Source organism: Chryseobacterium sp. TB1-D10 (assembly GCF_059803555.1).
On record NZ_JAPFHB010000006.1, the window covers coordinates 199,543 to 212,871 of the forward strand.

Annotated in this window: 9 protein-coding genes and 1 pseudogene; 6 read left to right on the plus strand and 4 right to left on the minus strand. The window is 35.3% G+C overall.

Going from position 1 to position 13,329, the window contains the following annotated elements:
- Positions 1–35: 35 nt before the first annotated feature.
- From OPU68_RS10070 to OPU68_RS10085, 4 genes are read right to left on the minus strand one after another with little or no spacing between them, the layout of a single operon-like run.
- The gene (locus tag OPU68_RS10070) at positions 36–1,451 is read right to left on the minus strand and encodes a TolC family protein (protein WP_498473854.1); all 1,416 of its coding nucleotides are present in this window, start codon (positions 1,449–1,451) and stop codon (positions 36–38) included.
- Entirely contained in the window at positions 1,432–2,751 is a 1,320-nt protein-coding gene (locus OPU68_RS10075; RefSeq protein ID WP_498473855.1) for an HlyD family secretion protein, read from the minus strand. Before OPU68_RS10075 ends, OPU68_RS10070 begins: the two co-directional genes overlap by 20 nt.
- Positions 2,752–2,754: 3 nt before the next feature.
- Entirely contained in the window at positions 2,755–4,428 is a 1,674-nt protein-coding gene (locus OPU68_RS10080) for a peptidase domain-containing ABC transporter (RefSeq protein WP_498473856.1), read from the minus strand.
- 10 nt (positions 4,429–4,438) lie between these two features.
- Positions 4,439–5,116: a TetR/AcrR family transcriptional regulator gene (locus OPU68_RS10085; protein ID WP_498473857.1), complete on the minus strand. Its 678-nt coding sequence runs from the start codon at positions 5,114–5,116 to the stop codon at positions 4,439–4,441.
- Positions 5,117–5,862: 746 nt separating this feature from the next.
- On the opposite strand from OPU68_RS10085, the pseudogene OPU68_RS10090 reads away from it, so the two are divergent.
- From OPU68_RS10090 to OPU68_RS10115, 6 genes and pseudogenes are all read left to right on the plus strand, one after another.
- Positions 5,863–6,279: pseudogene (locus tag OPU68_RS10090) on the plus strand (type VI secretion system contractile sheath protein TssC); the annotation flags it as partial.
- Between the two features lie 325 nt (positions 6,280–6,604).
- Positions 6,605–7,642, plus strand: a complete 1,038-nt coding sequence (locus tag OPU68_RS10095) for a patatin-like phospholipase family protein (protein WP_498473858.1) — start codon at positions 6,605–6,607, stop codon at positions 7,640–7,642.
- Positions 7,643–7,886: 244 nt separating this feature from the next.
- Complete coding sequence (locus OPU68_RS10100) at positions 7,887–8,042, plus strand: hypothetical protein (protein WP_498473859.1); 156 nt, start codon at positions 7,887–7,889, stop codon at positions 8,040–8,042.
- A gap of 21 nt (positions 8,043–8,063) precedes the next feature.
- The gene (locus OPU68_RS10105; protein WP_498473860.1) at positions 8,064–8,471 is read left to right on the plus strand and encodes a hypothetical protein; all 408 of its coding nucleotides are present in this window, start codon (positions 8,064–8,066) and stop codon (positions 8,469–8,471) included.
- Complete coding sequence (locus OPU68_RS10110; protein ID WP_498473861.1) at positions 8,471–9,247, plus strand: LamG-like jellyroll fold domain-containing protein; 777 nt, start codon at positions 8,471–8,473, stop codon at positions 9,245–9,247. Before OPU68_RS10105 ends, OPU68_RS10110 begins: the two co-directional genes overlap by 1 nt.
- Positions 9,248–9,454: 207 nt before the next feature.
- Entirely contained in the window at positions 9,455–13,327 is a 3,873-nt protein-coding gene (locus OPU68_RS10115; protein ID WP_498473862.1) for a hypothetical protein, read from the plus strand.
- The last annotated feature ends 2 nt before the right edge of the window (positions 13,328–13,329 follow it).

Genomic DNA, 13,329 nt, shown 5'->3' on the forward strand with positions numbered 1-13,329 from the left:
TTTTTAAAGTTGGTGTAGGAAAATATATTTAAAGACTAAATTTTTATCTTGAAAAAATTCTCATTCAGCCATTTCAGTTTATTATAGCTTTTCAGGAATTTTGTTTTGAGTTCTAAGTTTTTTTCCTTGGCTTCCAGTAATTTATTTTCTCTGGAATTAATCAAAAACAAAGAACTTTCTCCATTGCTGAAGCGGATTTCTTCCGCATTTAAAAGACGCTGATAGTTATTAAGGTTTTTACTAGAGATATCGATCTGTGTGAAATAATTGCTGACCTCATTTTTATAAGTTTCAATTTTCGTGCTGATCTCGCGGGATTTTAACTGAAAATCCTGCTGGTTCTGCGAAATTTTAAGCTTAGCTATTTCATAATCTGCTCTTGCCTGTCTCAGGAAAATTGGAATTTCGAGTTTCAAGCCATATTGAAAGTTATTGTCAAAAAGAGGAAGATAATCCGGTTTGTAATTTTCTTTATTGAAAAAATTGTAGGTAAAATCCAGTTTGGGAAGAAAGCTCTGCCATTTCAGCCGTCTTTCACTTTCGAGAATGTTTTGCTTCTGAAAATAATATTCGACTGAGGCATGATTTTCCAGCTGTCTCGAAGAGATGTTCTCAACTAAAAATTCATAATCCGAATAACCGGAATGTCCGTCTAAGTTGGATGAAGGAAAAATCAGCTGCGAAATTTCAAAAAGTTCCCGATTGTCTTTCCAAAGAAACATCTGCAAATCCTGCGTGCTTTTAACAAAATTAAGATAGGCGTCACGCTCGCGAAGTTCAAAATTTTGTAATTGAGATAAAACTTCTACAGTATCAATAGCCGGCCTTTCGCCGTACTGATACGTTTTTTTGGTGAGGATAAGACGCTCTCTGTTGATCTCTACGGCAGATCTTTGTAATTTGTAGATTTCGTAATTCTTTACCCATTCCCAAAACGTATTCTCCGCATCCAGAAGCAGTTCGTTGGTTAGGACGGTTTGTTCCGCTTCTGTCATTTTCAATCCGAATTTTGCCTGATCAAGCATCGCTCGTCGCTTGTCGTACAAAAGGTTTTTGGCTAATGGAATCGTAACCCCGAATTGATACAATCCGCCTCTCGTATCACTATTATTGATTTTTTCTCCATCCAGATAGTTGTAGCTTCCTGTAATGTCGAGTCCGTACCAGGTCGGGATTCCAAGTTCGATGTTTTTCTGTTCGTAATATTTTGTCCCGTCTATATTTTTTTCTCCAAATTTTCCGGCAATTACGGGATCGAAGTTTCCTCTTGCTTTGGTGATTTCTGCATTCGCAATTTTATTTTGAAGCTGATATTTGAAAGCCAAAGGATGGTAATTCTTAACAATGTTAAGAAATTCCTGATGCGAAAGCTTCAAAGAATCCTGCGCATAGGAAAACTGGATACAAAGCAAAAAGAGAATAAACGGAAATTTATTTTTTAGCTTTTTCATCGCCTGCAGATTTGTCTGTTGCTTTTACTTCATAATAATCCGGCGGAAAACCGTTGATGTTTCGCCACAACTCGTACCAGATCGGAACATCATTCAGAATGGCAATTCCCTGAACGCCGGTTCCCATTTTGATTTTTGGAGGCCATTGTTTTTCGTTTTTATCCTGAATGACCAACGCTTTGAACATTCCATTGGCACTGATGTTATTTTCTATAGCAATCACTTTTCCGGCAAAAGTTCCGTAGCTGGAATTTGGCCAGCCTGAAAAAACAATTGCAGGAAAACCATCGAAAATACACATCACTCGTTGCCCTTCTTTTACCAATGGCAGATCTACAGGTTTTATGTAAACTTCCACTGCATAATCTACCTTTTCCGGGACAATCACACCAATGCTTTCGCCGTCTTTCAGTATTTCTCCGATTCCCGCTTTGTTGAGCTGAACCACCTGCCCATCCTGGGAAGCAATTACAAAATACAAACCTTGTCTTGCACGGTAATTGGCAACCTGATTTTCAAGCTTGGCAATATCACCGTCACTTCCTTCAATTTGTCCCATGCTTTGGAACCTGTCACCTTCTGTCTTGCTCAATTTCTCATTATAATCCTGAATGGTGGCGTTTTGCTCGATGCTTACATTTACAATCTCTTGTCGGGTTTGTGCCAATTTATTTTCTGTGGCAGTTTTTTTTGCTAAAGCATTTTGATAAGAAACACTTCTCTGCTGAAATTGCGTAAGGGAAACCAGACCTTCATCATACATTTTTTTCTGTCTTTCGTACTGGTCAGCAGTCATTCGGAGTTCATTATTAGCAGCTGCAAGCTCAGCCTCCTCAGCAGCCATTTTATTATTTAGCTGGCTGATTTTCACTTTGAGCTGGCTTAGTTTCAGCTCTCTTCCTGAATTTAAAGCCTGCATTTGATCGTTGGTACTTCCGACTTTAGCTTCGTAATATTTTTGCAGACCTTTTTTAGCATCTACCTGTTGTTCAGTTCTTTTGACCAAAAGCGGATCCAGATAATCTTCCTTCACCTCCGAAAGTTGGAGTAGGGTATCACCTTTTTTTACATAATCTCCGTTTTTCACATGCCATTTGATGATCCGGCCGGGAATTGGTGAATTTAGCTGTTGCGGACGCTGTTCCTGATAGAGCGTACTCACATTTCCAATGACTTTGATATTCTGAGTCCACGGTAAAAACAGAACGATAATTCCGCCAAGAAAGATGAATAAAAACCATCTTTTTACCCGGGACTTTTTGTTGATTTGATATATTTTATTGACTGATTGCAGTTCCATTTCTTAATCTTTATTAAATAAATTTTTAACCGTTCCTTCTTCGATATGCAGATGCTGGTCTGCGTTACTTATTAGTGCTGGGTCTTCGGATACAATGACAATCGTAGTTGTTTCTTTAAGCTTTAAAAGATAATCTGTCATTTTTGTTCTGAACTCATCATTCATTCCGTCAAGCGGATCTTCAAGAATAAGCAATCTTTTTCCGCCAACTAAAGCTCTCAGAAGCAGAATTTTCTTTTTTGAACTGAACGACATTTCGGTATCTGTCTCGCTGATATTGGTAAAGAAACCGTTGCTGAACTGGCTTGAGAAATTCTCAATTCCCATCTCTTCAGAAATATCAAGAATCTGCTCTGCCGACGTTTCATTGTGCCCCAGAATGATATTTTCGTACACTGTGCCTTTGATGATGGTCATATCGTCAAGGTACATCCCGATTTCATTCCTTAAAGCTATTTTATCGATATTCTTCAGTGGGATTTTATCAACCAAAACACTTCCGACAGTTGGCTCATAAAATCCGGTCATCATATTGAGAAGCAAAGATTTTCCGCTGCCTAATTTGCCTGATATGACGCTGATTGTATTTTCATTAATTTTAAAATTTACATTCTCCAAAATTTTCTGGAAATCATTGAATGCAAAAGTCACATCTTTGAACTCGATAGCGAAACCTGTATTTTGCTCCTCAAAGGTGATCGCACCCATTTTTTCTTCGGGCAAATCTGTCACTTTATTCAGCTTCGCCAAAGCAGCTATCACGTCATAATAACTTTCAAGACTTACAATCAGCTTTTCTACCGCCGTCATAATGCTTAGTACAACGATTTCAGTCGCGATAAATGCGCCAATATTCAGCTGCTGATTGATCAAAAGGTAAGTTCCGATGACCAGCATTACCAATGTGATAATCACTTTGAAAGCGATGATGGTTTTGTACTGAATTACCAGAACCTTGAAGTGAGAAGTTCTGTCATCGATATAATCAACGACTCTTTCATCTGTTCCCTTGAGATGAATTTCTGTTTTCGAATTGAGCTTGAAGGTCTTTATGGATGCAGCAATATCTTCCAGCCATGATGCAACCTCGTACTTCTTGTCACTTTCCTCGATACTGGATTTTATTCCGCTTTCCATTGTGAATCTGAAGATGATAACCACGCAAATTATGACCAATGCACCAAATACCAAAAACCAGGGATGATAGAATGAGAGCAGCAGAATTCCGAATAAAATCTGGATCAAAGCCGTAGGAATCTCAAGCAATATCTTCGAAATGCCTTTCTGGAGGTTCTGTGTATCAAAAAAGCGATTGACCAGCTCAGGCAGATAATATTTCCTTGTGGCTGATAGACTGACTTTCGGAAGTTTTTCTGCAAAAGCAATAGAAAATTCGACAAAAATCTTTTGCTGGATTTTCTCAATGATCTGCATTACTTTAAGCCTGAAATAGCCGACAAGCCAGGTTCCTAAGACCACAAACGCAATGAGAATATAGATGGAAGTGGCCATCGTTGCTCCCATCACGAAGCTGACGATAGATTGTATCCCAAGCGGAACACTTAGCTGTACCAAACCATTCAGAATGGCGTAAAAATAAATGTTGGTAACGTCTTTTTTCTCTTTTGTTACATATTTAAAAAGATTATAGCCGTGCTGTTTTGGAGAAGTTTCCATTTGTGTCATATTATTTGATCAGAGTGAAAGTGATGAAGCGCAGATACTCCAGAACATATTTTTTATGTTCTATTTTATTGATATGATTATCTGTCAGTTTCGGAAGGTGCTCACTGAAAAACTGCTGATTATGAGCAGTTTCAAGCAATGTACTTGCAAATGATTTTGGATAAAGGAAATCTGGTTTAGCTTCCGATATCACTTCTCCAAAAAAATTACAAAGGCTCTTCAGGGGATTGAAAACCAACTCTTTATTGATCTCATCCACTTCTTTTACCAGGTAAGATTTACTGCTTTCTGCAATCACAATACTATGAAGTTTAGCAAGATCATAATCTTCAATCTTATCATCCGTCTCATCATTATGGGTAATGATTTCAAGAATTTTTTCCATTTTCTGATGTGGTTCCCTGATTTCCTGTAATCTTTGCTTGGCGATAAACTCAATATAAGACCAGTACCAGTTGAGAATGTAAGTCAGTAATTTATGTTTTGAAGAAAAATATCTGTAAACTGTAGCTTCTGTAGAATTGATTTTTTGCGCTAGTTTTCTGAACGTAAAACTCTCGAAACCAGTCTCGTAAATAAGTTCTATTGAGTCCTTTACGATTGATTTTCCAATCTCGCTATTCTCAGGATCTTTTAAATAAAGATGTTCGTTGACTTTAAATTTTAACTGAAATTCCATATTTTATATCACTATAATTTAAAATAGCAAATTAAATACCAAAGATAGTTTAATATTGTTTTTTGATAGTAATACTATTGCGTAGCTTTGAAAACTGTGGATTACAAATTCCCGATGCATTTTAAATATTTTCTCAAAAACTTAAGAAACAAGAGCAAAACTTGTTTGAAATAATAGCCTTTTTTCCCATTCATTAAAAAAATATTTCAAAAAATTTGATTTTTGATTAGGTCAAAAAGTACGAAAATATTCTATGACTTAAGATTTTATAAACAAAGATGTATCTGTTTTTACTACTATGAATCAAAAATAGCAAAACAAAATGTTTAGATTTCTTCATAAAATGATATGCAAAATAAATTCGAAATACTTTTAAAACTAATATTTTGTTTTTTTTTACAAAAAATCAATTAAATTGTAATTGAATACAATTGTATTAATTCAATAAATAATTATTTTATGTTGATTATTAAAACAATAAAATCATTTATTTTTCAAAAACTGTAAAATTTGGCAGAGATTCATTAAGTTGTATTTGTTTGATTATCATTTGTTTATGTGTGAAATGTAATTATATTTGTGTTGAACACAAAATATAATGAAGAAAACTAAAATCAATTTATTTTCTAATGTTGACTATAAAGTTTACGTAAGCTTTGGAGTCCTTTTTATATTGAGTCTCATCGTACTCATTTTTCAATATACAAGACACGTCGATTGCAAAAACGCGAAATACTTCATTCATTCTTGGATTGATTCCGATGGTAAATGAGTACGGAAAAGTAATGGCATTTTCTGGTAAAACTTTATTCAACGGTGACAACTTGGGGCTTCAGACATATTCTGTAGTAAGATTTTTCGATTATGTGACCAAAGTTTTGATGGATTTCCTGAACAGAAGAGCGTTTGAAAACTTCACAGCTGTGACAAGAAAAGAAATTATGAACCAAATTGTTCGTTTTCTTGACGGAATTACTGGTCCTGGTAAACTGATTGAAAATTTTGAAATCAGAAAATTTGAGCAGGATCCCATACAAAAAGACAGAATTCATCTTGATATTCATATGAAACCTGATTTTCCGGCTAAAAACTTCCTGATTAAAATGGATGGTCATAAAGGTGATGACGGAAATGAGTGGGAAACAGAATATGAGCAGAAATAGTTTTTAATTTGATTAATTTGTGTGAGCGTGGAAATTTTTTTCTGAGCTTTTTTTGTTTAAAAAGTTTTATAGCACTTAATACATTCTATTATTAATAGAAAATAATAATAGAAATCGAGATTCTGTATTAGAAATTTACTTGAATATAAGTCTCATTTAATTACTTTTTGGAAAACTTCTCCATTTGATTTTTTTGGACTGCGTCCAGATTAATTTATTTTTTTTAATATCTCAAAACAAAATATATCACGTCAAGTTCTGTCGCCGCCCTCATTTACTTTTGTATTATCAAATCAAATCAAATCAAATTAAAACAAAAGAAAAAATGAAAAAGATAACCATACTTTCTTTGGATGGCGGCGGTATCAGAGGGATTATTTCTTGCATCATACTCCGTTATCTGGAAGAACTTCTACAGCGAAAAGACCATCCTAATGCAAAGCTTGGCGATTACTTCGATATGATTGCGGGAAGCAGCACCGGCGGAATCCTGGCGTCAGTTTTACTCTATCCTAATGAGAACGGAAAAGCCAAATATTCTATTAAAAAAGCTTTTGAACTTTATACGGAAAAGGGTGAAGATATCTTCAATGTTTCTCTTTGGGAAAGCCTTGTGAATCCTTTCGGATTATTCAGCGAACGTATTTCTCAGGATAATTTGGAAAGACAACTCAAAGATTTTTTCGGAGATCTGGAACTGAAGGATTTTATAAAACCATCGCTCATTACCAGCTATGATATTGAGAACCGAAAAGCAAAGTTGTTTAATACAATTAATGCAGAACAAAGCCAGCAGAATTTTTTGGTTAGAGATGTTTGTCGAGCAACTTCGGCAGCACCAACTTATTTTGCCCCGGTTCAGATCAAATCAAAATACGGACAATTCTTCAGCCTGATAGATGGCGGAATGTTTGCCAATAATCCGGCTTTATGCGCTTATGCCGAAGCCAGAAAAATTCCTTTTGCCGACATCTTCAAAAATCCATTCAAACCAAATTATCCGAGTGTAAATGATATGATTATTGTCTCGATAGGCACCGGAACAGAAATGAAAACATATCCAATTAAAAAATACCGAAATATCGGAAAGCTTGCTTGGGTAGGACCAATAATTGACATTCTGCTTTCTGCCAATGCCGAAACGGTTGATTATCAACTCAGCCAGATGTTTATGACATTGGGGAAACGGAATCAGCAGAATTATTACAGAATTAATCCTTCATTGAAAACCGCTTCTCCGGAGATGGATAATGTGAAAAAGAAAAACCTGGAAGCATTGATACAAGCCGGTTTATGCTATGTAGAAGAGAATGATGAACTGCTGAATCAGATTGCAGAAAAATTGATAAAAAACAAAATATAAATTTTAATGCGACGAGTTTTGGCGCCAACGCAGAATATCTTTGAATTATAGAAAAACAGAAACAAAAACAAATGATGAAAACAAAAAATAAAATTTATTGCGTCAAGTTTTGGCGTTAGCTCCCACTACTTTTGGATTATAATTAAGGCCTTAATTAAATAATCAAATCACTTTTAAAAAATCAAATGAATGTTAGCCGTAAAAAGCGGATAAGGAAACCTATTACCCAATCACAAAATATTAAATGCAAAACACATTAGAAAACAACAAAGAAAAATCTTCTCAGGATTACAGCATAGAATGGGAAGATATTGAGAACACAGATCTCGAGTATGACTACGATCTGGATGAGATAGAAAACTTCTTTCGGGAAGACTTTAACGAGAATATTATTTATTAACACTTTAAAATTTTAAAAATTATGACAACAAAGACAGTATTAAAAACTTACTTCGAAAAAGGAGACACTCCGACAGAAAGCCAATTTCACGAATGGTTGGATTCTTACTGGCACAAGGAAGAAGTACTTCCCGCGGATCAGACCTATAAAACAATTTCTGCTAATATAACATTAGATGATAGCTTTCACAATTCCATAGTACGTATCACAGCTAACTCAACAATTACTGTTCCTAATACTTTGAAAGCAGATTTCAATTGTGTATTTGATGTGGTAGGAAATATTATGGGAACATTCGTGGAAGGAAGTGGCGCAACATTCAGCGCACCTTTTGGGAAAATATTAAAAGACAATGGGATGTGTACTTTATACAGGTATACTTCAAATATTTTTAGATTAAACGGAGGACTATCAGTAAACCAAGCATAATGAAAATTAATATTAATAATTACAATTTTGCGCAACGGAAACTTAGAAGCAGGTTGCAAGGCTATTATAAATTCAACGAAAATTTATTGGGAGCTAAAAATTACGCAAGTTCTACAGGTACATTAGGAGCTAAGGCAGGAAATCCAATTTATGAAACTGGCAAGCTTGGTATGGGTTGCAAATTTAATAACCAACAAACGGGATATAGATCTCCTAATGGTCATCTTCATTACAATTTTGACAGTGGAGATGGTATTACGGTATTACCCTTTTCAATATCCTTTTGGATGAATCTTGCATCGGTAAGACCAACTAACAATACTCAAGGTATGGTTTTCGGACTTATTGGGAGAACCGGCGGTGCCAAGGATCAGTGGTATGTGCAATATCCCACTACAGTCTCTAATGTTGTTTATGAAAAATTACGATTTGTAAAGGTAGATGGGGGGTTAGGTAAAACCAGAATTATCACTGCAGAAGTTACATTGCCATTTGACGAATGGCTTTTTATCACAATAACAGATAAAGGTATAGGTAGCGAAAAAATATATGTTAATGGGCAGGAAGTTACACTAAATATTACCGATAATGGCTACGTAACATTTTTGAGCGGAACACCTTATGGTACTTGTATATCTATGCTATCTGCTGCAAATTATTCCGGAGTTTTTTTTCCTGGTTCACTTGATGATATAGCTATATTCAAAGACTATATTTTAACAAAAGATGATATTGACTGGCTGTATAATAATGGTAGTGGGAATGAGATCATTTAATGTGATAATAACTTTATTATTTTCTATCAAATCATCTGCGAAATTATAAAATAAAAAAGTCTGTGATCTAATTTCATCCTAATCCAGCAATTTTAATAATAAAAACTGAATTCGAGGAAAAATCCTTGAACAGCAAGAAATATGTCCAAAAATAAAAACAATTTTAAAACAACAAACAAAAACAACAAACAAAAACAACAAACAAAAATGACAACACCAGACAACACAAATCCGGACGCAAGTAATCCGGTAGATCAAAACACAAAAGCAATAGCAAACCCAGCTACACAAACATTATTCAGATTTGTAAGCCTTAGAAATCCACAGTTAGCTAAAAAAGAAGGCAATACAAAATTTATCTTCAGAGAGGAGAATTATAAGGGGGTTTTTGATGAGCTATTACTAGGATGGAAGCCAGAATTAAACAAATCAAAAATTGACTACTTTACAGAAAATGTAAAGGGCAAAGATTTCGATTTCAGATATATCAAAAGAACAGAAAGTGACATTGCAAACTGGTTTGGTAATTTTTACATATCAAGTAAAAATCTTATTTCTAATGGAAGCTTGCCAGCGGATGAAGTAAACGGACTGATTTCAATTATAAAAACGTTCGAAAAAGATGAGCAAAAATGCAAAGAAGTTTTTGGCGGTCTTTGGGACAGTGTCATCTATCAGGTTCTTACTCAGGAAGATTTTTACATCAAGGAATTGTTGACTCAGATTTTGCAGACTATTCACTATGCTAAAAACTATGAAATTTTTTCTGCAGAATCCAACTCTAAAAAGAGACTTGCAAAAGAAAAAGAAATTGCAACGGCAAAAGTGGTAATTCCGGATTATCTCTTTGTGGATTCTGCTATTGTACCGACTGTACAGCAAAATCAAAATTTTACGGTAGGTGCAAGTGCGGTAGGTTCACAAGATGATATAAAAGGGACAAATGCCGATAGAATTCAAGATCAGAATATTGAGAATTCCGCAGTAGCAGAACAGACATATCTGACTACAGAATCTATGCTGAAACGCCAAAAAGTAGCATTGGCAAGCTTGGAAAAAGAGCAATTGGAAAAACTACAAAAAGAGCTTTCCAAAACACAAAAGCTCTACAATAAAGAATACTCAAAAGCATATGATCTGGCCACTCAGCAATATCAGAAATCAATTATGCCGGAGCGGGAAGCTTATGAACAGAGACTTTTGGAAGTTGAAGCAACTTTTAGTGAAGAGATGACAGAGGCAGCAAAGAAATTGGCGCTGAGTCGGGTTACAAAACCAGAGTTTCCGGACTTCGAATTCGAGTTTCGTGCGGAGAGGGATGCTGAGTATTTGCAAACCAAATTATCCGAATCAGCTTTATTTACATTTGCTAAGCTCATTGCTGATTCTGCATCTGAGGAAGATCTGTCTGCCAGAATCTCCAACGGTAGTGTCTTAGCAGAAAACATCTTGGCAATTGGCAAAGAGCAGTACATTCTGCCGGCAGATGAAAACCTGAATTTTGAAGAGATGTTCGAGACTATCAACTTGAGACTATCAGAATTAAACGAAGAAATCTACCAAAACACAGAAGTTGAAAAACAGAAATATGTAAGTGTAGGAGGGGTTTTGATTCCGGTAACTAATAACAATGAATCAACTTCGAATGTTATTATTCGTGATGCAGAGTTTTGTGCTTATGAAAATGTACCTAATTCTGGAATAGTTAATATTGGAGGAAGGATGAGTATTCCTAGCTCTTCTACTTTTAGCGATATTAGTTATAATGTTTCTAATGGTAATGTAGTTGTAAAAGAAGGAAATTATCATAATTTATTAAGAACAAATGATGGGGTTTTAGAAATACGTGATCTTTTTGATAATAAGTTGTCTATGGCGGAGTTCAATCAATCAAACACGTTTGTAATGAAATGTAAAATAGATGGTTTAGATACGACTTTAACATTAGATATTTCAAATCAGGGTTGTAATAGAACTGAATTGATAAGCGTTCCTAATGATAATTCCACAAATACAAATTCCTCTAATAGTTCTTTCATCCCAAAAGGCTTCGGCATCAAAAGATTAGGTATTGCAGACTATCTTAAAGTAGAGCAGTCAACTCATGCTTATGTAGAAGGAGAGGTAGCGGGTATTGAGAATATTATGGCTCGCGAATACCGTGAAAAATCCACAAGAAGATTACGCAGAAGCGAAATTACAGAAACAACATCTTCTGACACAGAAAAAGAACAATTGACGGATACTACTACGGCAAGCCGTTTCGAAATGCAATCTGAAATTGCCAAAATGCAACAAGAGGCTACCGATGTTGGTTTGAATGTTCAAACTGGATATAAAGGTCCAGGAGGATTATTTTCTTTAAACATTGGAGCTAGTTATGCCAATCACCGTTCCAAAGAAGAAAGCATGAGACAAGCTGTGACACAGGCTCAGGACATAACATCAAGAGCATTGGATAGAGTGGTCACAAAAGTACATCAGGAACGTATCGAAAAAATTATTGAAGAATTTGAAGAAAACAATTCTCATGGATTTGATAATAGAAAAGGCGATAAGCACGTAGTCGGAGTTTACAGATGGGTGGACAAGCTAATGAAAAACCAAGTATGGGATTATGGCAAAAGATTGATGTTTGAGTTTGCAGTACCACAGCCAGCAAAAATTCACACCTTGGCTACAGCGTCTTTAAAAAATGGGAAAGTAATCGAAAAACCTATAGATCCTAGAAAATCCGAAAAATTTACAATGAAGGATTACACAGCTGTAAGTGAAGAAAATGTTTTTAAATATTGGTTAAGTGAATATAATGCAGAAACCGAAAGCATTCCTGCACCAACCATTAAAGTAACAAAAGCATTTGCTTATGGTAAAGATAAAGTAGCTGAAGTTAATGACTCAGATACAAGTGCTATTGGTATTCAAGATACTATAAAAATTCCTGAAGGCTATGTAAGTACCAGTTATTCTATTAGTGGTGGAGGTAAACAATATCTTAAAGATGGGCACTCTCTATTAAATATTAATATTGGAGACCTATTAGTAATAATGAATGATACTTCAGAATCATTTAGTAGAAGTAATCTTTTCAGCGGGTATACTGACGATGTTGCTATTGGAATTTCTACAGATAGATTTTATTCTTTTGAAACTGTAGTTGCAATAATTTGTCAATTATCCGATACTGCAAAAAAGCAATGGCAACAAAAAGCCTTTAATGTTATCATCGAAGCTTATGAAACCGCTTTGACATTATATAATCAAGAAATTGCAGAAGAAGAAACAAAAGCAGGAAACATCAAAGAGACCAATGCTAATTTCTACCGTCAGATTGAGCAAGATGTTTTGAAGCACAATTGTATTGCCTATATGGTGGATCCTAAAGTTCTGGGCTCTAAGCTTTATGATAAAGAGAACATACAAAACTTTGAAGTCATTAAAAATAAATACCTGGACGAGTATGCTTCGCTGTCCAAATTTATGGAGCAGGCATTCGAGTGGAACATCATGTCTTATGACTTTTACCCATATTATTGGGGAGCAAAAGCAGATTGGCAGGCTTTGTATCAATCAGAAAGCATGGATCCATTATTCCGTTCATTCTTGCAAAGCGGAATGGCAAGAGTTGTGGTTACTGTTCGTCCGGGCTTTGAAGATGCGGTTCAGTTCTATATGGCAACAGGTAGATTGTGGAACGGTGGAGAGGTTCCTGTTATCGGAGATCCAATGTATCTGTCTATTGTAGATGAATTGAAAGATATAAAAGGAGAAGAACAAGGTAAGCCTTGGATCACAAGAATCCCGACATCGCTTACCATTCTTCAGGCACAAAATATCGGCTTGGAAGTGACTCATGCTTTACCATTCACAACAGAAGATCCATTAGATTTTGAAAATCCAGAGGAAGTTATTACCGAAAGTAATTTCTATCCATCCGATGCTCAAATGGAAGCAGATAAAAGCAAACTGGTCGAGAATATCGAGATCAATAACGATTATCTGCAGCTGACCAACAATGACAATCCACATCAGGTTATTGCACAGATTTCTTTGGAAGATCTTAAAGTAGCTTTAGAATAATA

Bases quoted from the DNA above. Each gene is read 5' to 3' on its own strand.
- OPU68_RS10075 (WP_498473855.1), bottom strand. From the start codon at position 2,751: ATGGAACTGCAATCAGTCAATAAAATATATCAAATCAACAAAAAGTCC.
- OPU68_RS10085 (WP_498473857.1), bottom strand. From the start codon at position 5,116: ATGGAATTTCAGTTAAAATTTAAAGTCAACGAACATCTTTATTTAAAA.
- OPU68_RS10080 (WP_498473856.1), bottom strand. From the start codon at position 4,428: ATGGAAACTTCTCCAAAACAGCACGGCTATAATCTTTTTAAATATGTA.
- OPU68_RS10110 (WP_498473861.1), top strand. From the start codon at position 8,471: ATGAAAATTAATATTAATAATTACAATTTTGCGCAACGGAAACTTAGA.
- OPU68_RS10095 (WP_498473858.1), top strand. From the start codon at position 6,605: ATGAAAAAGATAACCATACTTTCTTTGGATGGCGGCGGTATCAGAGGG.
- OPU68_RS10070 (WP_498473854.1), bottom strand. From the start codon at position 1,451: ATGAAAAAGCTAAAAAATAAATTTCCGTTTATTCTCTTTTTGCTTTGT.
- OPU68_RS10100 (WP_498473859.1), top strand. From the start codon at position 7,887: ATGCAAAACACATTAGAAAACAACAAAGAAAAATCTTCTCAGGATTAC.
- OPU68_RS10115 (WP_498473862.1), top strand. From the start codon at position 9,455: ATGACAACACCAGACAACACAAATCCGGACGCAAGTAATCCGGTAGAT.
- OPU68_RS10105 (WP_498473860.1), top strand. From the start codon at position 8,064: ATGACAACAAAGACAGTATTAAAAACTTACTTCGAAAAAGGAGACACT.